We start from the raw sequence: 22573 nt of genomic DNA on the forward strand, positions 1-22573 counted from the left end.
CCTATCAGTTCTTACCTAAAAAGCCATCAATTAATACGGAAGTTATTGATGAACATAGAATTACAAAAACTGCTTAGATCGAACTCACGTTAATTATGACAAAGCGATTATTAACTGTGCTTTCAGTTTTCATATTCATTTTTCCGGTAAAAGCTTACTGTCAGGATGTTTCCTTTAATGAGCAAAAAGGCTATGTTTTTAGCGGACAGGCCATGAGACTGAAAAATGAGGTTCAGTTGGCTTCAATTGCTGGTTATAAAACCGGCAAGGTTATATTCTTTGCAGGATTCGAATATGACGAATATAAGTTCTCATCCAGTAATGGTCTTTCCAGCGGTATTTATTTGTATCCCCATCAAAATAAAAGAAAGTTAAAAGTATTCTACCAGTCATTTTTAAGTTACCGCTGGGTAACAGATCATTACACCCCTGTTTCATATGTTGCATCACATCACTACCATGTAAATATTGGCACTGGTTTAGAATATTATATAAAACCAAACTTTGCTATCGGTATCAATACCAGCTTTGGTGTTGGTCCGTGGCAGGATCTTTGGGGTTTCAGAGAAGATATGAGTTTTAAGTTAGGATACAAACTATCACTCAAGTATTTTCTTTTTAATAAAAAAGACATCTGATTAATAGGCCAATCTGAAGACTTGAAATCATCGAATCAGTTCCTTCTTTCAGGATTATTGTATTTTTACCTCAAACTTTACAGCCATGCCAAAAGCCATACAGGATTTATACCCGGAAAACCTTGCCCATTGTTACGGATGCGGAAAAAATAACCCACAGGGATTGCACCTGAAAACCTACCTGGTGGGCAATGAAACAATTGCACATTTTACACCTGACCCCCAATATACAGCCATTCCGGGCAGTGTGTACGGTGGATTGGTCGCCTCATTACTGGACTGCCATGGCACGGGATAAGCTGCAGCTTTCATCTGCCAGATTGAAGGTATTCCGTTTGAATTGCCCATCCCTGTGCGTTGCGTGACTGCTTCCTTAAAAGTGGACTTTAAAGCCATGACACCGATGGGTACTGAACTGGAATTAAAAGGGCATCTTAAAAAAATGGAAGGCAGAAAGGTTTGGGTGGATATGACCTTATCCGCCAATGGAGAAATTTGTGCTACTGCAGAAATGCTCGCCATTCGATTGAAAGAATAAAATTATTGAAATGTTATTGAGACGCGATTAATCGCGTCTCTACTGCATTGTTTCTTCTGAATGTACCGTCTTTACGTTTGCTTTCAACCCATCAAGCACTTTCTCTCTCACCTTAAAAATAGTGCCGTGCTTATGGCCTTTGGGTAAGGATACCTGATCTGATATATTGGTGAAGGTTTTAAAGTCGGTTGTACTAACTGCTCCGTATTTATAGTCACCATACTGATCGAAATAGATGAGATATTTATCGCCTACTTTAGCCACAGTGGGACCTTCGGTTTTAAAAGCCGTAAAGCGTTCCGAGAAATCAGAATATGGCCCCAGTGGATTTTTGGCAAAGCCCACCAGAATATTCCGGTTTGGACGGGTGTTATCTTTAAATACAAGTACATAGTCTTGCTTACCACGCTTTACAATGGTACCATCTATGCAACTAAAGCCCGGATCGATAAATAGTTTGGTATCCGAGAAGGTTTCAAAATCTTTGGTGGTCACATAATACATGCGGTGATTATTGCGCTCCTCCTCTATCCCCTTTTCAAATTTATAAGGAATGGTGGAAGCCCACACAATGATATACCGGTCACTGTCACTGTCGTAAAACAATTCCGGCGCCCACACATTTACCGTGGATGTATCGTAATCCATCACCATAATGTGTTTTTCAGGCGACCAGTTGATCAGGTCTTTTGAGCTGGCATAGCCAAAACCATAATCCCCGCGCCATGAAGACGTCCACACCATATGAAAAGTGCCATCCGGCCCTTTTACCACCGACGGATCCCGCATGACTTTCTGCGTACCCACTTCCGGCTTCAACCATGGTCCGCCCAGGTCGTTCCAGTGGTAGCCATCCTCGCTATACGCCAGATACAAGCCTTCGGTAGCCGGTTCACGAAAGGTGCTAAACATGTAGTATTCTTTTTCGGGTTTGCAGGATGCAAACATCAGCAGCAACAACAACGATAGCAATACGGTGTTTTTCATGATGGTATTTACAGTTTTTATTAAAAATTTAATTTATATTCATTCTTGTCCGGTTAAAAAACCAATATTAATTAAAGATTCTTCGCTTCATTTTATTACGCTCAGAACGACAGTCTCTTAGGTTCATATGGGGCTGGAGGATGGGTTGGTCTTCGAATCTGTAGCAAACCAACCCATCCTCCAGCCTAACAACCAGCAACTGCCTGTCATTCCGAGTGAAGGGAGGAATCTCTGAAGCTTTAACCGGACAACTGAAATTTATATTATTATATCCTGTCCTTACAGGACAATAATTTTTGTTGGTCTCATCTTTCTGCCTATATCCAGTCCCTAATGGGACAGTCCCGTAGGGACTTTATGTTGGTAAAACCAGATCTACACCTATTTTCACGAGTCCCGTCCGGGACGTAATCGATAAACACTTATATCTATCGCAAGCTTATGATTATCAGTGTTTATCCCTGTATACACAATTCTCCAGATTACACAGACTGCACTGGTAGTCATGAAACTCCACATTCCTTCCAATGCCAAATACACCGCTGATGGATTTTACCGGCATCATTAATGCCGATGGTGTCAGAGACACGCCACAAACCGTACCGCCAAACAGATCAAACAACTGATGCTGATCCTTCACATTCCAGTGGCAATAACCCGGACTGTAGCGGTTGGTGATCTTCTCACCATCACTCTCAACTCTCGCTCTGACCTCTTCCTGCAACTTATCGCCCACGGCTTCTGCAATGGCACTGCCAATCACATCGTATATATAACCCAGAACCGGATCAACACCCTTCAGCAGGCTGTCCGATTTGTGACTGATCGTTTTTCCGGCTGTACATACAAAAAATGCAAGTCTGTCTGATCCTTCCAGTTCCTTTTTTATGGTTTTCCCCAATTTAAATACTTCACCGTTTATGCCAACGGATGTCCGGCTGCTTTCAAAATCCGGAGCATCAGCAATAACAAAAGCACCCTTAATATCCTTCAGCATAAAACAATCCGTCAGGGCCTGATCCAGATATGTGGGAAATGGTTCATAAAAAGAAGCTTCATCGTATCCCAAATCCTTTATGATGGATAACCGATCGATTTCCAGTTCCTCAAATGTATACTGTCGTTCTGTTATCATGCTTTACAATATTCGTCAAACACCACCTGAAGATTCTCATCTTTCCTGAAATGCCCGATAATTACAAATTCGGTATTTCCACTATAGTCACGGATCGGTTCTGTATTCAAATCTCCCATCACACCCTGCATCATAAGCGTATTTCCATCATCCATTTTCACGTAACCCTTACACCGCATACAATCTGTTTTGAACCGGTCAAAAAAAGCCTTCAGCTTCTCCCTGTTGATGGCTTGATTACTCCGTATTACATAGGATCCAATATCCGGCCTGCCCAGAGCTTCATTCTGATCCGAAGGGAACAGGTTTAATGCTTTTTTCTGCGTATCCAGACTGATCTGTCCAAAGGTCCCTTTCATGATTCTTGCAAAGGGATTTACGGTCCTGATTTGCTCCATCAGTTCATCCGTGTTTTCCACCAGATCCACCTTATTCAGAATAATGGTATCTGCACTTCTCAACTGGTGATCCAAACGCAACTTAAGAGCAGGAATTTTGTCAAAATGTTTGGCGTCAACCATACACCACACATGATCCAGAAATACTTTCCCCGCCAGTTCTCTCGACTGAAAAATCTGACCCACACCAATGGTATCCGAAAGTCCGGAGGTCTCCATTAACAATAAATCCGGGTTATATTTTTCAATAAATTTAAGCAATGAACCAACAAATGAACCCAGTAAACAGACACAAAACACCGATCCGTTATTGATCTCCAGAACATGATATTCACCATGCCGTGTAAATTGCCGGCCATCGATATTAACCGGTGAAAACTCATTCTGAATGATGGCAATATGCTGGCCTGCACCGGCCTTTTTCAGGTAGTGCGTAAGAAACGATGTTTTACCGCTTCCCAGAAATCCGGTAACCAAATGCAGGGGAATGCTCATCAGAACTGTTTCTTTATGGCTTCAACTATAGCGGTTCGCGGCGGAATCTGGCTGATGAATTCCACCTTCCCGTTGATGCAGGTCGTGGGTACGTTTTGCACACCCAGCGCCAGCATCATCTGAATACCTTCCTTGTCTTTTATTTTGTGTTCAATTACTTCTACTTTATCACCAAACTCAGTAGCTGCATGCTTTACGGCTTCAACCATATACTGGCATGGCGCACATGAGGATGAATCGAGTGTGATGACATCCACTATAACTTTACCATCCACAAAATGGCCATCCAGGCTCAAAGGCTGTAAGGATGAGCTGTGTTCCATCTCCCGGGTCACCTGGCGGACATAATCGTCATAAACCACCTCAATGACAGCCTTAAGATTTTCAACCGGGGTATCCATCGGCAAATCACATCCAGGCGCCAGAATAAAACCTTTTGTCCCGCCCTGATCGAGACAGGTTACGGCTTCCTTTTTGGAATCCATCTCATTACCAAGCAACAGCACGCTGGTCAGTTTCATATTACCACCAAAGCTAATGCCCTTTTTCAGCGCAATATCCTTTACAAAATCCAGTGGAATATTCTCATCTATGGAAACATTATCCGGTTTGCAGTCGCACATGACTTCAATGTTTTGCTGTGCGTGACCACAAACAAAAAAGGAACTGTATTTTCCCTTGGCCCGTATGGCCTCAAATACTTTCGTCGCAAAGGGACTCACGAAGTTTTCGAAGGACATAGGATCGATCTGGCTGGTCATCGGATCAACCACGGCAATCACGTCACAGCCTGCGTCCATAAGCAGTTCAGCATGCCAGATTCCAACCTGTGCACAAAATTCCATCAGTTCGTTCACATAGTCCGGATCTTCAAAAAGTTTCATAAAGATATCGGTTCCCAACAGATGCAGGGCCAGGGTAAACGGTCCGGTAATAAGGCCGTATATGGCCAGATCAGGATGTTTGCTTTTCAACTGTTGTGCAGCCTCCAATACCACAGGAATACGGCCATCCGTTGCATTCGGAAGCTTCAGATCGCTCAGTGCAACGCCCTCATTCAATGGATGTGAAACCACAGCAGGCGGATTATCTTTACTCCAGGCCAGTTTACATCCCAGTATCTCAGCTTCTATCTGCAAATCGAAAGCCACAGGAATGCCATCCGGTTTATATAATTCAATAGCCTTACTGATCCCATTCACAATGTGATCCGTATTTTTCAGATACGCTTCAGCATCCACTTCGATCAGGTTTCCGCCGTGAACACCCACAAAAGGCACCCATGGAATGCGTTCGACTTCCTGGAGTTTAAACGCCTGCTCCAGTAACTTTAATCCGTTCATGCTAAGCTACTTTGCTGTTTAAAAACTCTACCAATGCCTGAGGATCAGGAGAATAATTGTCGGCACCAATCTTTTTGCAAAAGTCATCATTTACCGGCGCACCACCAATAGCAATCAATGTATCAGGATGTGCTTCCTTAATCTCTTTTGTAATCCGTTCCATGTTGGCCATGGTTGTGGTCAGCAATGCAGACAGACCCACAAATGCTCCCGGATTTTCTTCCAATGCGGCCAGAAATTTATCTGTATTGGCATCTGTTCCAATATCCACCACCTTGTAGCCGTTTCCTTCCACCATCATGGATACCATGTTTTTACCAATATCGTGTAAATCGCCAAGGACTGTGCCAATGATGAATGTACCTTTCTGTTTGGCAGCTCCCGAAATAAAATAAGGCTTCAGGTGAACCATGGCTGTACTCATGGCTTTTGCCGACATCAATACCTGCGGTACAAATATTTTATTCTCGCGAAATTTTATACCTACTTTTTCCATGCCCGGCATTAGTCCATCCGATAAGATCTCCTGTGCACCAATACCGGCATCGAGGGCCTGTTTCGCCAACTCATCTGCACCATCCTGATCCTTCATCTGCGGCGGATATGGCGAGGTTTTATTTATTTTCCCGAATTCCACACACTCGGCCAGTTTTGTCAATAGTTCATTCATAGTTATCCGTAATGTTGTGATTATTTCTCCTGTTCCTTTTTCAAACGTTCATGCCACTCCTTGCTGGCTTTATTCAGATCATATCCCTCTTTTGAAAGGTAATTATTGATCCGGCCTTTATATTTGCCAAACCAGGCATGCTTTTCATCAGATGATCCGGCATCCATTGCCTTTTCACGCGCTTCAACCAGGGCATCCATAATATATTCCTTCTGATCCTCCGTCAAATCAGGTAACATGTCGAGATATCCATTATAAGTGTGAACCAGTACGCTGTAGGTCATCCCGTTTTTAACTGCATCCACTTGTTCAGGTGTTAACTCTCCGGACAGATTTTCTATGTAGGCTTCGTGATACTTAGCAATCTTTTTCTCTGTCTTTTTCTTTAGTTTGCCAATCTTTGCATCCACTTTTTCCTCGTTCTTAACATTTTCTTTGATCGCTTTAATTGATGCATCACGTTTGTCGTAGGTCTTATTCAGATCGTAATACTGCTGCGCAATCATGTCCCTGATCCTGTCAAACTTTTCCTGCTCTTTAATATTCAGTGTTTTAACGATCTTTTCTGCCCGCTGGCTGACAACACCCCAATATTCCTGATCTTTGTGTTTTTTTGCATTAGCTGAACCAAACATTCCCAGACCGAAAATTAATACCAGCAAAATACTTAATTTCTGTTTCATTGTTATATGTTTTTATGTTACCATTCAATACCTTTTCCCGCAGAAAGCGCTGATTTTTGCAGATTTTATTAATTTTTTCTGCGGTGATCTGCGTAATCAGCGGGAAACATTATATTCTACAGCCCATTTACCTTTCTAAATATACCATCATTGATATTATCAACATTAAAATTGACTAAAATTGCAAGTCTCAAATCAGTTAACTTTAAATAAGTGATAACCTGCTTATGATGTACTTCTGCAAGATTTTCTATAGATTTAACTTCTATAATAACTTTATCATTCACTAATAAATCCAAACGAAAACCTACTTCAAGTTTCTGCTCATTATAATAAACAGGAACCGCTACTTCCCGCTTAACATCAAATCCCATATTTGATAATTCCTGATTTAATGCAGCGACATAAACCGATTCAAGCAAACCAGGACCAAAAGCATTATAAACATTATAAATGGCTCCTCTTATCTTATATGAAATTTCATTTTCTGTCATTAAATTTTACTTTATAGTTCCCGCAGATGTCGCTGATTCTCGCGGAATTTTTTATTATACCTACTACGTTGATCGCGCAATTAATGTGATGCTTTCTTTATTTTCTCCCGCAGAAAGCGCAGATTCTCGCGGATTTTTTTATTATTCATAATACGTTGATCATGCGATTAATATGATACTTTCGTTATATTCTCCCGCAGATAGCGTTGATTTTCGCAGATTTTATTAATTTTTTCTGCGGTGATCTGCGTAATCAGCGGGAAACATCACTCCTGAAAGACTGACTTCAGATACCGAACATTGGCTCCGAAGTTGCCCCGTACATCCCTTGGGTTACTGGCATCCCGTGAACGCTCCACGAGCAGCCAGCCACTCCAGCCCATGTCGTCAAGCGTGGCTTTTATTTTTTGCATATCCACCTGCGGATCGTTTTCCAGTAGGACACCATCCTTATTGGTGGCATGGATTTCACATATCCGGTCTTTTCCTAAAATCATTAATTCCTCACTTACATCCCGACCTGCTTTGATGGGATTTGAAAAGTTAAAACATATCTGAATGGCTGGTGAACCGATATCATTCAGCAGTTCCACTTCACCTTTTGCATCCAATGCAGTTTCTATGCCAATGACCACGTCTGCTGCTTCAGCTTTCCTGCCTACTTCCTTTAAGCGTTCCACAATCTCATCACGACGTTCCGGATAACGGATCAAATCACCCTCCACTCCCAGTGGCAGAAATCCTACTTTAACGCCCATCAGCACCATAGTATTGATGCAATCCTGAACAGTTTCCACTGCACCTTCACGGGTTGGAAAAGACTGGGCATAAAAACCTGACATGGCCAGCGAGCTTATTTCAATACCCAGTTGCCTGGCCGTATCAAGGTACTGCTTTCTTATTAACGGATCAACCAGTTTATTATTAAACGTGGGGCGGCTGCCAAGGCCTCCCATATCCACCTCCACACCATCGGCACCAAGTTCTTTAGCTAAGGGCAGTGCGCTCAGTTTCTGACGTTTCAGAATCATCAAATCCACTACTCCAACCTTATAAAGTTGTTCTTTTTGGACCGGTTGACACGCTGTTATTCCAACAATCAAAACCAGTGCAAACCAAATACCAATTTTACGTTTTTCATTCATTGAATCGATCTGTTTCAGTGGCCGTTAAAAATTATATACATGCTGACCATCACCAAAATCAATGCGCCCCACATGATCCATACTTTTCTTGTTGGAGTAGGCAGCTTTCCGTAATCCAGTTCATTCTGGCTTTCTGATTTTGGATCCAACATGGTAATTAAAAAAGCTAAAACTGCCAAAAGGACAAAGATGTAAAAGGATAACAGCAGAAAATGAATGGAGAGCAGAAAGGTCACAAAGGAATGTATCGGTGTAAAAATAAACGATGGATTAAGTCCTGCCAGCATCTCCGGCTTTATGAAAATGTAGATGATTCCTATGCCAATACTGATGATGGTTCCGACTGATAAGGTAAAATTAGCAGCCCGCCGTGTTGTCTTTTTCCAGAGTACACCAAATAAAAAGACCACAGACATGGGCGGTGCGATAAAGCCAAGTACCGCCTGGAACTTATCGAACAGGTTCAGTCCGCTGACGCTTTCAAAAGCAATGGCCAGAAAAACTGCGATGACAGCGCCAACTACCGTCACCACACGACCGATATTTACAATCTCCTTTTGTGAGGCTTCGGGCCTGAATTTTTTAATGTAAATATCCATAGTAAAAACAGTACTCAGTGAATTCAAAGCAGAATCGATGGTGCTGACGAGCGCCGCAATCAAAACGGCCATCACCATGCCCACCATGCCGGTTGGCAGCAGGCGTGTTACCATGGTCATGTAGGCCTCATCGGGGTCACTTAAGTTCGGAAACAATACAAAACAGGTGATTCCCGGTATGATGAACAGCGCCACATCCAGAATTTTCAGCCAACCTGTAAAATTAGCACCAAGCTGTCCCTGCTGCAGGTTTTTAGCACCCAGTACAGATTGCACCATGGACTGGTCCGTACACCAGAACCACACGCCCATTACGGGATAGCCCAGTACAATTGCCAGCCATGGATAGCTGGCATTATCACGCGGCAGAAGCAGGTTCCAGTATTCACCCGGTGTGGCATGAAAAATCTCCATGGGCCCGCCGGCTTTTATCACGCCGATTACTGTTAAAGCCAGCGAAACAACAATCAACAATATCATCTGAAACACATTGGTGTAGGCAATGGCTTTTAGTCCGCCCGCGATGGTAAAAAAAGCAGCGATGATTACCAGAATGATCACCGACATCCAGAGTGGCAGATTAAGGATCTGGCTCACCAGAATACCGCCGGCAAACAGTGTAAGTGCCAGCCATGAGATTAGGATCGTAGCCAGTGTATACCAGGCTAAGATTGTTCTGGTGGACTGCCCGAACCGTTTCCCCATAAATTCGGGAAGGGTCTGCACATTGGCGCCCAGATAACGTGGGGCAAATACTACAGCCAGCAGAAAGATAAACACAAAGGCATACCAGCCAAAGTTTCCGGCTACAATACCCGTGGTGTAACCGATGCTGGCAGAAGCAATCAGCATGGACGGCCCTACATTGGTTCCCCACATGGTCAGGCCGATGCTGGACCAACCCAGCGACCTCCCTGCCAGAAACAGGTTTTCTTCCTTTTGATTCTTGTCCTTTTTTACAAAACTAACCCAATAGCCAATGCCAACAAGCACCAGCAGGTAAATGCCTACTATAATAAAATCGGGAGCTTTTAAAAATTCGTGAATTTGTTCCATGCGTATCAGTGGTTATATTGGGATTTATTTCATTCGTTTGCCGTTAACAATAAAAGGTTCGGCCATATACAACACCTCTCCGTTATCCTTTTTAATGGGTTGTTTTGAATATTGCATCAACAATACCCGGCGTGATTTATTGGTTTTGTTTGATCCGCTGCGATGAAAACAAACGCTGGAAAACAAGGCAATATCCCCTTTTTTCAGAATGGCAGGAATACCCGGGTTATCGCCAAAATAACCGACCATGTCATTCGTGCCTTCCTGCAGGGTATGATCGATCCGCGTTCTTGTACCGGCGTCATCATACGGCAACAAATACACCGTTCCATTCTCCTCAGTTACATCATCCAGTGGCATCCAGCACGACAGGTATGGTTCATGCTTTTCCGTGACATATCCCGAATCCTGATGCCAGGAAAAGGTCATGCCCTTATCTGCAGCTTTTACCACATACTGTTCCAGAAAAAGGTAAACATCGTCACCCAAAATACTGCGGGTTATCTGCTCCATTTCGTTTCCGAAGATCAAATCCTGCATCGGCTTACTATCGCCGCTGCGCATGGCAATAAAATAACGTTTGCCTTTGTGGTTAATCTCATCCACTTCCACGCCTTTGGCATCCATTTCGGCATCTTTCTCCATAATGAACCGTTCACATTCGTCCTGAATTTTTTCAATCATTTCAGGTGAAATAACATTGCGCAATATGACAAAGCCGTCCCGTTTGTACTGCTCAATTTGTTCTTTTGTTATGGGTGTTTTCATAATATTTCGTTTTTGCACCTACAAATTCCCTGTCGAAAACCTGTATCATTGGTGAATTACTATTCGCTTCTTTTCATCCATTCAAATAGTCTTCCAGTCCGTATTCTTTTATAGTATTTGCCACCTTTTCCGGCTTTCCCGACTTCAACGATTTTTCCATTGTTTTTAACAGCACAATGGTGCCGATACCCTCTTTAAGATCTGGATAGGCTGTAAAATCATGAATAATGCTTTCTGCAAAATGCTCCAGGTAGTTGTTATATTCTCCGGCATGATGTGATTTTCCTTCAAACCGGAAGTAATATTTCAGCATGTGATCAAAGGTAATTTGTTTGTCCTCACCATCCTTGTTCGAGATGGTATAGCGTAAATCCATGTAATCTGCCTGACTGCATCCCTGAGTTCCACGCAAAATACAGGTCATCTCGCTTTCGCGAATAAAGGGTTGAACCGGACCCGAATATGATCCGCTCACACTGGCAATGCGACCATCCATAGCCTTAAAAATAAAATGCATGGTATCTTCGTTTTTCAGTCCGCCGGCTTTACCATTCGGACTCAGCATGCCGTAACCCATCACCTCATCTATCTCCGGCAGGTACCAGCGAATAAAATCCACCGGATGGCTCAGACCGCCAAAAAGCCATTTAAAACTGTCCTGCAACGACCAGCCTTTCCCCAGGAACCACCGGTGATCAGCATTGTAGTTGGCCTCTATGGTAATCAGTTCACCGATCTCACCGTTTTCAAAATCGAGCCGCTGCTTTTTCATGGGCTCAAAAAACCGGGAACTCTGCCCCACGAAAAGCTTCTTACCGGTTTTTCGGCTCAATTCAAGCAAATCCACTGCAACTGAAAGATCATCCAGCAAAGGCTTGGTACACACTACGTGCTTATGATGACTCAAAGCCAGCTTTATGTGTTCTGCATGCAAATGATCCGGAGTATAAATGCCAATCACGTCAATCTCCAGATCGTTCAGCATGTCGGAATAATCCGTAGTGTAATAATGAAAATCAAACTCTTTGGCACGCTGTTGACAAAGCGACTCATTGATATCACAAATGGTTTTTAACCTGATATTCTTACTGTTCAGCGCTGCAGAAATCGTGCTTCTGCCTTCTCCCAGTCCCAAAATGCCTAACGTTATCATACGCCTTTCAATTACCTGTATTTATCTACAATTTTTAATGCTGCATCAATTTCTTTTTCTGTCTTAAAGTCCACATTAATGTGCAAACCCTGCGTGCCAATGTTATCAATCAGGGGCTCCAGCTCATCGAGGGTGACCCAGTTAGCCATGATGGATTTTCCCGAAGCCAGAATCTTTTTATACAAATCGTACCAGCGCGGATCACCTCCCTGCGGTTCTCCGACTCCCGGTGTCCACTGTACAGCATTCAGTTCTTCAATGCTCAGAATGGCATCCAGATGGCGTTGAGCATCCACACCGTCCAGATGATACAAGGTATAATCGATTTTCTGACACTGTTCTTTTATGAATGGCAGCACAAAACGGATATAGTCGTCTTCGGAAAACATGATGGAAATATCGGATTGCAGCTTGGAAACTTTTCCGGGTGCCCACAAAGAAAAATAACAAAAGGCCATTTCGCCATCCTCATTGATGATGTCATAAATCCGGTCGAAAACCTGGAAATACACATCATTAATTTTCTGCAGTTGCTGTTCCAGACCTTCGGGGTCCATGATCATCTCCATCAAGGTGTCCTGCGTTCCACGGATACTGGCCAGCACGTCAAGCCCTTCCACCAGGTCGGGACAGCCTACATAATAGTTGCCGTTTGCCCTGGCTTTGCAGGCTTTCAACAAATCGAGATGCAGTTGCCAGGCGGGATCATTCTCATCCAGCTCCAGTTTTAACGGTGTTCCTTCCTTATGTTTGATCCAGATGGTATCTTCACCACCGTCCAGTTCAGCTCCCATCATAGCTGCCAGTGAACCGGGCCCCAGGTGTGTATTGGCAACGGGAAGAATATCAGCTTTAAACGAACTCCGCGACAATTGGTAATTCAGATTATCGGCCCGCCATTCCGGATCGAACCAGTACTGTTTTATATCCTTTGGTTCAGGAGGTTTGATTATATCATCATGCGGTTTCCCATCCTTGTACAGATGTTCCCACATGCTCAGCACGATACCCTTACCGTTCCACCAGTCCAGATACCGCTGCTTTGATTCCTCCATATTATTTTTCCAGGTATTCATATTTCTTTGTTTTTACCACCAAGGTCACAATGATTTACTTTTCTCTGTGCTTTTTGCGATTCCTTTGTGTCCTTTGTGGTTATACACTTTACTTCTTTCTTCTTAACCACGAAGTTCACTAAGAAGGCACCAAGGTCACAATGATTTGTTTTTCTCCGTGCTCTTTGCGATTCCTTTGTGTCCTTTGTGGTTATACACTTTACTTCTTTCTTCTTAACCACTAAGTTCACGAAGAAGGCACTTAGGTCACTAAGTTTTAATGTCTCTCTGTGCTCCTTGTGATATCTTTGTGTTCTTTGTGGTTAAATCTCTTATTTTTTCTTAACCAACAAGGTCACCGAGCAGGCACCAAGGTCACCAAGGTTTTTTACTCTCTTCGTGCTCTTTGTGATTCCTTTGTGCCCTTTGTGGTTATACACTTTACTTCTTTTATTTTTACCACCAAGATCACGAAGAAGACAGTAAGCTCACTAAGTTTTTTACTCCCTCCGTGCTCTTTTCGATTACCTTGTGTACTTTGTGGTTAAATCCTTTATTTTTTTCGTAACCACCAAGTTCACAAAGAAGGCACCAAGGTCACCAAGTCTGATACGTTTATCTCCTTCACTATAAATGGGATAATTCTCCATTAATTACTCTTTTAATTCCATTTTTAAGTAATGCCACGTTAAAATTAATTAGTAAACCAAGCTTATAATCACCTAGTTTCATATACGTTAATGTTTGTGCAAGATGAACATCATTAAGCGCTTCAACACTTTTAATTTCTATAACAACTTTATTTTCCACAAGAATATCAATTCTATATCCAATTTCCAGTTTTACATTTTCAAATACAAGGGGCATAGGTTTCTCCTTCTGGACATATAAGCCTGCCTCTGAAAGTTTATAGGCCAAACATTCCTGATAGGCACTCTCAAGCAGACCCGGACCAAGTGCTTTATGAACTGCTAAAGCTTCATTAACTATTTTTGTAGCAATTTGATTTTCAGTCATAATTTATACTATGTTTACTCTACTTCCTTATTAATTTCTTTTGTGCCCTTTGCAGTCCTAAACTTTACTTCTTCCATTTTAACCCCGAAGTTCACTAAGAAGGCTCCAAGGTCACAATGATTTGTTTTTCTCCGCACTCTTTGCAATTCCTTTGTGTCCTTTGTGGTTATATCTCTCATTTTTTTCTTAACCACCAAGTTCACGAAGAAGGTACCAAGGTCACAAAGTTTTAATGTCTCTCTGTGCTCCTTGTGATATCTTTGTGTCCTTTGTGGTTATATCCAATTCATTTAAATCCCGTCAATTTTCCTATTATTGTTTTACTTAAACCGTTATATGTTTTGTTAAACTTAAGTCTTATAGTTTTCTCTAAATCAATTTCATCTGTATTGCTGACAGCATATGGATACACCGGAATTTCTGCATTTTCTCTGACCCATACCGGCATTTCATCCAACGGGCATTCAAAACCGTTTAACCATTGTTGACCAGTGTATTTTTCACCGTTAAAAAGATTGATCCATAATCCTTCCGGCAGGTAAATATCCCGTTTGTTTTCACTGTTCATGACCGGTGCCACCAGAAAATCCTCACCAAAATAATACTGATCATCAATGTGCCAGCACATCTTATCCTCCGGATGGTAAAAGATCAAAGCCCTTAAGACAGGAAAGCCTGTTTGTGTTGTCTTTTCGCTTTGTTCCAGAATATATGGAATCAAAGCATAGCGCAGTTTGAGCCACTGACGCACAATGCCGCTGATTTTAGGATATTCATAAGGCTCCCGCTTTGAGGTGCCATGGTAACGCAAATGCGACGAGAATACCCCGAATTGCGTCCAGCGGACATACAGATCATCGGGTATCATGGAATTCATAAAATCAGGAACTCCGTGAAAGCCCGGTACATCGTGGCTCCAGAATCCAAATCCTGAAAGTCCTATATGAAGACCTCCCTTTAATGATCCCGCAAGCCCATCCCAGGAGCAGGCGGAATCACCTCCCCAATGTAAAGGATACCGCTGACAGCCCGCCCAACCGGCACGTGCCCAGACAATACCATCACCAGTCATTTCTTTGGTAATCTCAAATACAGCCTTCTGGTAAAGCAGGGCATACAGATTATTCAGTTTCTCCGGCTCCATGGCATGGTATTCTGCTTCCATGTGAATGTCTTCACCAAAGTCTGTTTTGATGCAAACAACGCCCATCTCCAGCAATTCCTTCAACAATCCTTTATACCAATCCACTGCTTTGGGATAGGTAAAATCGATGGTTCCGGCATAATCGAGTGCACTGAAGTTAGAGCCACCCTGTTGTTTAGCCTCTTTCAATTCGCACATGTATCGGTTGGCTTTCGCTTCATCGTGTTGCTCCGCATCTTTTGCAATATATGGCATTTGCCAAAGGCTGACTTTAAATCCTTTTTCCCGCAGGTTTCCAATGAACCGTTTTGGATCAGGGAACCGCTCCGGATTAAATTTCCACTCACAGAGCCAGTCTGTTCTGAACCAACCGGTATCCAGGTGAATCACATCACAGGGATAATCTTCATCCCTCAAACGCTGACAGATTCCATTGACTTCATCCTCAGAGAAGTAAGTCATCCGGCTCATCCATGTACCAAAACTCCACAGGGGCAACATCTTAGGGAAACCTGTCAGACTGCGGTAATTATACAGAATTTCTTCCGGTGTCTGACCGCCAAGCAGAAACAGATCCAGTTCCGGTTCTTCCACCAGCAATTGTGCCGATCGTGTGGAATGATCTCCCAGGGAAAATTTACCATAAGCTGATGTATGCATGAATACACCATACATCCTACTGGACAGGTAAAACGGAATATTCTTATAGGTACGCCTGTTATTGATGCCCTGTCCGTCCTGGTTTTTCAGTTGAAAAGTATGCCCGGATAAATCCATTTTGGTAAATCGTTCACCTGTACCCACAAACTTTTCATCGGGATCAATGTGAAAGGATACTGTCGTACGATTGAATTTGCCGCTTTTTTCAGCCAGTGCTAAAGCAAAAGCATCATGCCTGGCCGGAAAAAACTGATCAAAGGCACTGATTTTGATTTCCTTGTCCGCTTCAGGGAAAAAGGTGAGCTCCAGGGATTCCTGTGGTGCCGGCAGCAAGTTACTCCAGTAGTCTGTAGAATGTGCTTTGCGGTTCAGACTTGCACGAACTGATCCTTTTTGATCCAGAACAAACCACTCATCTGTATTTTGCTGTATTCGAAGTGGTGTTATTTCCAGTCCTTCTCTCACCTGCAGCATCACTGAATCATTCATCTCTGCCACATTCGTTCCAAAGGCTACCCGAAGGATGTTATCACCATAAGCCCTTAATCTAAGTTGAGTATTGATCCGTTCTCCACTTGTATCAGGTGTAATATCATTGCTTATCAGTTGCTTTTGAAAGGGAACTGTCAGCACCACATCTGTTCCTTCCGCTATAATTTTTGTTGGGGCACAGGCTTTCCAAAGGACTTCCTCACCATTTAAAGCCGGATCGAAATCCAGAAAATCAAACAACTGATAATTGGTTTGTTTCATTAAATGCCTTTCGTTACTATTTCCTACTTGTATTTCAAGTCTTTCTTAATTCACTATCCCAATGTATAATCGAGATCAGTTCGTTTCTCACTCCTGACCATACGGATAGACTTAATTCTCATTATCCCGATGCACGATCGGGATGAGTTCGTTTCTCATGTTAACAATACTTATAACCTCACGTCTCACTATCCCGATACACGATCGGGATTAGTTCGTCCATCAGATTTCAGTTCACTTCGTTTCTGAAATCCGGGTCTCACTAATAAAACAACCAATCCACTGAAGCGCCATCTTCAGCTCCTATTCCTGCATCATGAATGGGAATGGTTGCATTTCCGTCAATAAATCCCAGAATAAGTACCCGGCCTTTGCCCAATACCAGCTCATGCTCACCGGCATCATATTGGTAGGTGTAAATATTAACCGGATATAACCCGGGAATATCCAACGCATTGGCAATCTTAATATCGGCCTGACCCCGATCATTAGCCTGTGCATTGGTTTCAAGTGTTGGCGGACGAAGTGTGGTGTATGAGTTGGTATTGAAATAGCCTACCAGAATTTTAACCGGTTGATCAGTTTTAAACTTTAAGACTGTTCCGTTTTGCCGTTGTCCGTTATCCGAAAACTGCACACCTGAAAGGTTCTTCAGCTCCGGTGCTACAGCTTTTATCTTCGCCCTATTGTCGCTAAACACCCGTTCTCCCGGTACCAGAGGATATCGCTGAACGCCACTAGTTAAAATATCTACCTTAAGCGGTTGCAGCACTTCAAATGTTTTACCTTTTTCGCCCTTGGATTTCAACATCTGCAGGTTACGTTTGAAATTATCCAGTTCAGCCTCATAGTGAGGCAGCAGCTCTTTCCATGTTTTATTGGTGCCATCACGGCCAGTTATCGGTATGCGCCTTTGCGCCGTCTGCATGCTGTTGGCATAGAGATATGCATTTTCTGTAAGCTTGACGAGGTTACGGTAAAAATCGAGACTTTTTTCCAGATGGGGTAAGGCTTTATCCAGATCAGATACTTCGTTTGAATATTTATATCTCAGAACCAGTTCCGCCGCTTTTTCTTTTTCTGCAAAACAATTGGCGATGGCCTGATAACAATAGACATCATTTTTCAGGCGTTCGAACTCTGCCTTATTTTTTGTGACCGATAACTCTGCCTTATCTATGGCTTTGACTGCTTTTTCACCATGCCCAACCACTTCCCGGGCGATTTGTGGGGGTGTTTCGCCAACATGAGGTTCGCCTTCCCAATTCTTGCGGGCGTAATCCACCAGAATCTCACCTTCCGGTCCGTTGGAATTTAAAAAGCTCTGATATACATTGTATTTAAACGGATTCACCAGTTGCCCCATAAACATACCCAACAATAATGTCTGCCTGTTACCGTCAGATATCCCAAATGTACGGAGCAATTTTGGCGCAATTTCGCCGGTTTCCTCGTAAGCCTGCAGAATATCCTCTCCGCCTGATCCATAAAAACCGGACAGCTGATCAGACCAGTACATGGCTTCTTTCAAGCTGTCGCGCTCTGTATTCCAGGCATAGCGGGCCCATGCCTTATACCATATCCAGTCCCGGTCCATCTCCAACAATCGTGGTTCCGTTTTATCCGCGGTATAAGGCCAGTCCCAGTATGATGCCTGTGGATAGAGATGTAAGCCATTTGCCCCCTGTCGTTCATGCATGGCAATCACTGACTTTTGTATGAAGTTCGGATCACCATAACGGAATGGTTCCAGGTTCGCTAATATGTGTACATTGGAAATATGAACTGAACCCAGTCTGCTTAATGCCGTTGGAATGGAATCCCATGAATTACGGGGTCTGTATGTCGTAAGAGATTCTCCATTGTATTTATACATGGTGTAAAGATTCCTGTATAAAGGAAGTGCTGCTTCCATCACCCGTTTGGCATCGGTATCATGTCCGCGTAAAACAATGGGTGGTTCTTCGGTGATGCCTAATGAATCCAGACCGTCTTTAACCCCGGGGATGATGGTATTGGTAAACCATTCCACATCATCATCAATTGTATTCATGGCTTCTCCCAGGGTGACCAACAGGCCCACATGAGGATATTTCTCGATGAATGCCGCGATGGATTTTCGTGTATAATCCGCAATCAGCGGAGTGATTGGCCGACTCCGTTCCTGTGTTTTAATGCCATTTTCCTCAGCGAAAGGTTTGGAAACGATGATATTGTAAAACATCTGGATCACCCAGATACCACGTTTATCCGCTTCTTCTGTAAGAAAAGCAAATATTTCTTCGTTCTTTTTAAACGTTTCGTCATCTACCTCCACGGCATATGGATAGTCCTTTAACTTAACCAGGGATGCAAACGGATGACCATTCCACAGGTAAAGTGAATTATAGCGGTTCTCCACCATCATATCCAGGTATTTAATCCAAAGCTCCCTGTCATAAAACCAGGGAAAGCTTTCCGGCGTGTACGGATACTCATATACCGTTCTTCCCGGTAAATACGATGTTTTCTGTAAACCGATGCAGGTTCCACGCATGACCATCTCCGGCTGATCTTCCACGTGGATCAGATCCGGCAGTTCCTTCTGAGCCTTAACCCGCTCTGCCAGTTCCAGACAGCCATACAATATTCCACTGCTCCCGTTGGCACTGATGGTTATATTCTTAGCCTTCGAATCAATGATAAAACCTTCATCTGAAATGGGTACAGCAATTTGCTTTTCAGGATCTGTAGAACTCAAAGTACCCTCAGACAATTTCTGAATAACAATGATCCTGCTTTTTACTCCTGTGGTATCAGAGGTTACAGTGACGGCGTAACCGTTTTCAGAAAGGACGGACTTCAATTTTTCCACAGCATAAGCCTCTCTTTTTGAATCCTGTTGAGTGAAAATTGTAATTTTTTCGCCGGATTGGCATGTGGCTAAAATCAGCAGTGAAAGCAAAAACAGAAATATATTTGAAAACAGCCTCATAAGAACATTAATTTTGTATAAAACGCAAATATATGTAATCGTTTACATTGTTTAAAACTTTATAAACAAAGTATTTCATAAATAATTATTAAAACATTTATGTTAACGTTTTAACTCTTTTCTTTTCTGACTTTATCCAGAAAAACCCATGTTTCATCATCTGAAGTTCCTTCAATGCCTTCCTGATACCGGGACATCAGGTTGTTCCAATCAACCATGCGCGGATTATTTTCAACTGTTTTGGGATCCAGTTCGTCCAGGGTTTTATCTGAAGGAACCGATATAACCAACAACAACTGCCGACCACTTCTAAAAACCAGAAGCTGCTGAAAACCTGCATGACAAAACCCCTGTGCCACCTCCGGCCATTTCGTGAACTGTGTTTTATGATAGGCCATGTATTCGTTTTGCAAAACAGTGTCCTCTACTAAATTTGCTGTTAAAATATAGTCGTTCCAGGAAGGACTTACCGTTGTATCAGCACAACAGCTTAGCTTATCAAATACATAAAAAGGATGCAAATACCACTTTACTTCATACGGAATATCAGATGTTCGTATTTTTTCCCCAATACCGGCTGTATCGCTTTTATCACCAAACAGAACCACATGATTCTTCCATGCAAATTTTTCTAATTTAATCTCTGCAAACTGATCTAACAGGCGGTTCATATCGGCTTCATCTTCCAGAACAACCTCCACGGCCATTCGATACTGATCAGACGCTCCGTTACCCTTTTCACTTACTTTATTGCCTGAATTACGGCAGGCCACCATTAACAGAATCAATAGCAGAAACAAAGAATTGAATTTAATTGAACCTACCTTCCTCTGTTTTAAATATGCACTAATGGAATACATCTCTTTCTTTAAAATCTTTGGGGTGAATATTAATTTTTACCGGTTCTAACTCTGTTACACCTTTCATTTCCGGTTCGATACCGGGAACAATGTCTTTAAACTCATCTTCAATGCCGGCTTCATTTATAATCTCCAATGCCTCACCCGAAAACTCATCTTCCCTGAATGAATGGGTATCTTTAATTGTGTTATTGGTACCGTTATCCATGAAAAGATTATTCTTAACATAGTTTCCTGTGATGAAATTATCGTGACAGCGCTTCGTCCAGAAATGCAACCACAACTGTGTATAACTGGGATTATCTACCACGTTTCTTGCAATGGTAAGATATGCAGATCCATCGTCAGGATAGATACACCTTGGTCCGTTAAATATATAGTTTTCTTCAACCTTAGTACCCGGTTGTTCTCCCAGTAAATATATGACACCGCCATCGTCAAGCACCTGGTGGGTATTGCCAACCTTATTATAGCTTATACTATTATTTTTGGCTACTTTGGATGGTGGAATATTGGCGTTTCCCCACCACCATCCGCAGGTTATGGCGCCGTATGGCGTGCCCGATATGTCGTTGTGTTCTATCCTGGTATTGGCGACAAAAAATGAGGTAATGGCCTCTACCTGTCTGAAATCGAGACTAATATTGCGGATGTAGTTGTTGGAAACCATGTTGTATTCACAAAGTCCTTCCACACCTTTTTTATATAGAGCACCATCTCCAATTTCGTAGTGTTGCGGGTGACCAATATTAACAGCATTCCCAAGAAGGTCGTTAAAAAAGTTCCCTTCAACAGTGCAGTGCTTCACATCGTTAACCAGATTTATACCTATAGCTGAACTGATTCCCTGAAACCGGTTCCGGATGAAGGAAATATATGCTGCATTCTCAATCTGAACAGCACCCGTCGGAACGTCGGTACTGTTGTATTTTGTTGGATGCCAGTTGCCATCAGGAATATATTTTACAGCCAACCCCAGACTCTGTATTCCGGCAAATCCATGAGAACCTGCAACCTCCATTAATGGCCAGTGGTCATAAGAAAATACAATGCCTTTAAACTGAATATGGCTGACCCTTTTATCGGTTGAATTACCCTTTATGGTAACCAAACCCTCCGACACTGGTGCTATGACTTCAGCACCATTAATATCTCCTTTATCGTAGTAGCAATAGAGCTGTTTGCTTTTTGTATTGAAATAAAATTCTCCCGGTGCGTCCAGTAATTCGTATGCATTCCGAATCACAAAGTCCTTTTCAAAATTTATATTTCCGGCCCAGGCCATAGAAGTGGCAATGGCTCCATAGGGTTGTTGAAATTTAACAATCGTAGTATCTCCGGATCTTTCCATATCTCTGACGCAGAGTATTTTTTCCGTCCACACATTAAACTGAACCAATTCAATATCTTCAGGATTCTTATATGGTACTACCTCATCGGCACTGAATTTTATTCCGTCAATGGCTGAACCGGGTCCAAATGCCCAGGGTTCATTACCCTTAATTTCAAATTTACCCCATTCTCCCATACCAGGCACAGGAATATCTGTTCCGGCCATGTGCATCCGTTTACCATCAATAAATAAGGTACGCAACTTTTCATCCCTATCCAGTTTAGCCCTGTAAATATGGTCTTTTACTTTTTGCCAGCCTACTACCTTTACGCCGCCATTAATTCTGACGCAGTAATCTTTTTCAGCCATAATAATTGTCGGGGATGCTTCTGTTCCGGAATCTTCGGGCTTGATTTCAAGCGGCTTTTCCAGACAGTAATCACCGGCTTTTAATATAATCTGTATTCCGTCTTTTATGGTTTCAACATTTGATGTTCTGAGTTCCTGTGCTTTTTCCAACGCCAATGAGATAGATTTCAGCGGATTATTTTCAGTCCCAGCACCAGTTTCGCTTCCATTTGGCGACACCCAGATCTTCTGCGCCGAAGCCGAAAAAAAGAACAGCGCTGCAAAACATAAAGTGGCTAATTTGAAATGAATGGTTTTCATGTTGTA

At 42.6% G+C, this 22573-nt stretch carries 21 protein-coding genes; 3 read left to right on the forward strand and 18 right to left on the reverse strand.

Annotated features, from left to right (window positions below):
• Window positions 1-95 precede the first annotated feature (95 nt).
• From ACE1EF_RS15710 to ACE1EF_RS15720, 3 genes are all read left to right on the forward strand, one after another.
• A complete protein-coding gene (locus ACE1EF_RS15710) occupies window positions 96-638 on the forward strand; it encodes a hypothetical protein (protein ID WP_375721638.1) in 543 nt (180 codons plus the stop codon).
• 85 nt (window positions 639-723) lie between these two features.
• On the forward strand, window positions 724-936 hold the full coding sequence (locus tag ACE1EF_RS15715; protein WP_375721639.1) for a hypothetical protein: 213 nt from the start codon (window positions 724-726) through the stop codon (window positions 934-936).
• 81 nt (window positions 937-1017) lie between these two features.
• Window positions 1018-1176, forward strand: coding sequence for a hypothetical protein (locus ACE1EF_RS15720; RefSeq protein ID WP_375721640.1), 159 nt, complete (start codon window positions 1018-1020; stop codon window positions 1174-1176).
• Between the two features lie 39 nt (window positions 1177-1215).
• Here the strand turns inward: ACE1EF_RS15720 and ACE1EF_RS15725 are convergent, their stop codons facing one another.
• From ACE1EF_RS15725 to ACE1EF_RS15810, 18 genes are all read right to left on the reverse strand, one after another.
• Entirely contained in the window at window positions 1216-2163 is a 948-nt protein-coding gene (locus ACE1EF_RS15725; RefSeq protein WP_375721641.1) for a glycoside hydrolase family 43 protein, read from the reverse strand.
• Window positions 2164-2611: 448 nt separating this feature from the next.
• Window positions 2612-3298, reverse strand: a complete 687-nt coding sequence (locus tag ACE1EF_RS15730) for a vitamin B12 dependent-methionine synthase activation domain-containing protein (protein WP_375721642.1) — start codon at window positions 3296-3298, stop codon at window positions 2612-2614.
• The gene (locus tag ACE1EF_RS15735) at window positions 3295-4191 is read right to left on the reverse strand and encodes a CobW family GTP-binding protein (protein WP_375721643.1); all 897 of its coding nucleotides are present in this window, start codon (window positions 4189-4191) and stop codon (window positions 3295-3297) included. The genes ACE1EF_RS15730 and ACE1EF_RS15735 overlap by 4 nt, the downstream gene beginning before the upstream one ends.
• Window positions 4191-5534: a uroporphyrinogen decarboxylase family protein gene (locus ACE1EF_RS15740; protein ID WP_375721644.1), complete on the reverse strand. Its 1344-nt coding sequence runs from the start codon at window positions 5532-5534 to the stop codon at window positions 4191-4193. The genes ACE1EF_RS15735 and ACE1EF_RS15740 overlap by 1 nt, the downstream gene beginning before the upstream one ends.
• Before the next feature lies 1 nt (window position 5535).
• Entirely contained in the window at window positions 5536-6204 is a 669-nt protein-coding gene (locus ACE1EF_RS15745) for a cobalamin B12-binding domain-containing protein (protein ID WP_375721645.1), read from the reverse strand.
• A 20-nt stretch (window positions 6205-6224) separates the two neighbouring features.
• Complete coding sequence (locus ACE1EF_RS15750; protein ID WP_375721646.1) at window positions 6225-6887, reverse strand: DUF3826 domain-containing protein; 663 nt, start codon at window positions 6885-6887, stop codon at window positions 6225-6227.
• 116 nt (window positions 6888-7003) lie between these two features.
• Window positions 7004-7381, reverse strand: coding sequence for a GxxExxY protein (locus ACE1EF_RS15755; RefSeq protein ID WP_375721647.1), 378 nt, complete (start codon window positions 7379-7381; stop codon window positions 7004-7006).
• A 266-nt stretch (window positions 7382-7647) separates the two neighbouring features.
• Entirely contained in the window at window positions 7648-8526 is an 879-nt protein-coding gene (locus tag ACE1EF_RS15760) for a sugar phosphate isomerase/epimerase family protein (RefSeq protein ID WP_375721648.1), read from the reverse strand.
• Window positions 8527-8540: 14 nt separating this feature from the next.
• Window positions 8541-10181, reverse strand: coding sequence for a sodium:solute symporter (locus ACE1EF_RS15765; RefSeq protein ID WP_375721649.1), 1641 nt, complete (start codon window positions 10179-10181; stop codon window positions 8541-8543).
• A 24-nt stretch (window positions 10182-10205) separates the two neighbouring features.
• On the reverse strand, window positions 10206-10949 hold the full coding sequence (locus ACE1EF_RS15770) for a phytanoyl-CoA dioxygenase family protein (protein ID WP_375721650.1): 744 nt from the start codon (window positions 10947-10949) through the stop codon (window positions 10206-10208).
• A 73-nt stretch (window positions 10950-11022) separates the two neighbouring features.
• Entirely contained in the window at window positions 11023-12102 is a 1080-nt protein-coding gene (locus ACE1EF_RS15775) for a Gfo/Idh/MocA family protein (RefSeq protein WP_375721651.1), read from the reverse strand.
• An 11-nt stretch (window positions 12103-12113) separates the two neighbouring features.
• A complete protein-coding gene (locus tag ACE1EF_RS15780; protein WP_375721652.1) occupies window positions 12114-13178 on the reverse strand; it encodes a uroporphyrinogen decarboxylase/cobalamine-independent methonine synthase family protein in 1065 nt (354 codons plus the stop codon).
• A gap of 606 nt (window positions 13179-13784) precedes the next feature.
• Complete coding sequence (locus ACE1EF_RS15785; RefSeq protein ID WP_375721653.1) at window positions 13785-14174, reverse strand: GxxExxY protein; 390 nt, start codon at window positions 14172-14174, stop codon at window positions 13785-13787.
• A gap of 14 nt (window positions 14175-14188) precedes the next feature.
• Complete coding sequence (locus ACE1EF_RS15790; protein ID WP_375721654.1) at window positions 14189-14353, reverse strand: hypothetical protein; 165 nt, start codon at window positions 14351-14353, stop codon at window positions 14189-14191.
• A 107-nt stretch (window positions 14354-14460) separates the two neighbouring features.
• Window positions 14461-16731, reverse strand: coding sequence for a glycoside hydrolase family 31 protein (locus ACE1EF_RS15795; protein WP_375721655.1), 2271 nt, complete (start codon window positions 16729-16731; stop codon window positions 14461-14463).
• Window positions 16732-16993: 262 nt separating this feature from the next.
• Window positions 16994-19705 (reverse strand): alpha-d-galacturonidase, encoded by a 2712-nt coding sequence (locus ACE1EF_RS15800; RefSeq protein ID WP_375721656.1) that lies wholly within the window; start codon window positions 19703-19705, stop codon window positions 16994-16996.
• A gap of 110 nt (window positions 19706-19815) precedes the next feature.
• Window positions 19816-20505, reverse strand: coding sequence for an L-rhamnose mutarotase (locus tag ACE1EF_RS15805; protein ID WP_375721657.1), 690 nt, complete (start codon window positions 20503-20505; stop codon window positions 19816-19818).
• Between the two features lie 46 nt (window positions 20506-20551).
• Window positions 20552-22567, reverse strand: coding sequence for a right-handed parallel beta-helix repeat-containing protein (locus ACE1EF_RS15810; RefSeq protein ID WP_375721658.1), 2016 nt, complete (start codon window positions 22565-22567; stop codon window positions 20552-20554).
• Window positions 22568-22573 lie beyond the last annotated feature (6 nt).

The sequence above is a fragment of the Quyinboa sediminis genome, assembly GCF_042219855.1.
GTDB lineage: Bacteria > Bacteroidota > Bacteroidia > Bacteroidales > UBA5342 > JBHJHP01.

What these genes read in the sequence shown, in the direction of transcription:
- ACE1EF_RS15795 (WP_375721655.1), bottom strand. Translation starts at nt 16,731, where the DNA reads ATGAAACAAACCAATTATCAGTTGTTTGATTTTCTGGATTTCGATCCG.
- ACE1EF_RS15810 (WP_375721658.1), bottom strand. Translation starts at nt 22,567, where the DNA reads ATGAAAACCATTCATTTCAAATTAGCCACTTTATGTTTTGCAGCGCTG.
- ACE1EF_RS15755 (WP_375721647.1), bottom strand. Translation starts at nt 7,381, where the DNA reads ATGACAGAAAATGAAATTTCATATAAGATAAGAGGAGCCATTTATAAT.
- ACE1EF_RS15760 (WP_375721648.1), bottom strand. Translation starts at nt 8,526, where the DNA reads ATGAATGAAAAACGTAAAATTGGTATTTGGTTTGCACTGGTTTTGATT.
- ACE1EF_RS15730 (WP_375721642.1), bottom strand. Translation starts at nt 3,298, where the DNA reads ATGATAACAGAACGACAGTATACATTTGAGGAACTGGAAATCGATCGG.
- ACE1EF_RS15750 (WP_375721646.1), bottom strand. Translation starts at nt 6,887, where the DNA reads ATGAAACAGAAATTAAGTATTTTGCTGGTATTAATTTTCGGTCTGGGA.
- ACE1EF_RS15715 (WP_375721639.1), top strand. Translation starts at nt 724, where the DNA reads ATGCCAAAAGCCATACAGGATTTATACCCGGAAAACCTTGCCCATTGT.
- ACE1EF_RS15740 (WP_375721644.1), bottom strand. Translation starts at nt 5,534, where the DNA reads ATGAACGGATTAAAGTTACTGGAGCAGGCGTTTAAACTCCAGGAAGTC.
- ACE1EF_RS15735 (WP_375721643.1), bottom strand. Translation starts at nt 4,191, where the DNA reads ATGAGCATTCCCCTGCATTTGGTTACCGGATTTCTGGGAAGCGGTAAA.
- ACE1EF_RS15770 (WP_375721650.1), bottom strand. Translation starts at nt 10,949, where the DNA reads ATGAAAACACCCATAACAAAAGAACAAATTGAGCAGTACAAACGGGAC.
- ACE1EF_RS15775 (WP_375721651.1), bottom strand. Translation starts at nt 12,102, where the DNA reads ATGATAACGTTAGGCATTTTGGGACTGGGAGAAGGCAGAAGCACGATT.
- ACE1EF_RS15780 (WP_375721652.1), bottom strand. Translation starts at nt 13,178, where the DNA reads ATGAATACCTGGAAAAATAATATGGAGGAATCAAAGCAGCGGTATCTG.
- ACE1EF_RS15800 (WP_375721656.1), bottom strand. Translation starts at nt 19,705, where the DNA reads ATGAGGCTGTTTTCAAATATATTTCTGTTTTTGCTTTCACTGCTGATT.
- ACE1EF_RS15785 (WP_375721653.1), bottom strand. Translation starts at nt 14,174, where the DNA reads ATGACTGAAAATCAAATTGCTACAAAAATAGTTAATGAAGCTTTAGCA.
- ACE1EF_RS15725 (WP_375721641.1), bottom strand. Translation starts at nt 2,163, where the DNA reads ATGAAAAACACCGTATTGCTATCGTTGTTGTTGCTGCTGATGTTTGCA.
- ACE1EF_RS15745 (WP_375721645.1), bottom strand. Translation starts at nt 6,204, where the DNA reads ATGAATGAACTATTGACAAAACTGGCCGAGTGTGTGGAATTCGGGAAA.
- ACE1EF_RS15710 (WP_375721638.1), top strand. Translation starts at nt 96, where the DNA reads ATGACAAAGCGATTATTAACTGTGCTTTCAGTTTTCATATTCATTTTT.
- ACE1EF_RS15790 (WP_375721654.1), bottom strand. Translation starts at nt 14,353, where the DNA reads ATGAGAGATATAACCACAAAGGACACAAAGGAATTGCAAAGAGTGCGG.
- ACE1EF_RS15765 (WP_375721649.1), bottom strand. Translation starts at nt 10,181, where the DNA reads ATGGAACAAATTCACGAATTTTTAAAAGCTCCCGATTTTATTATAGTA.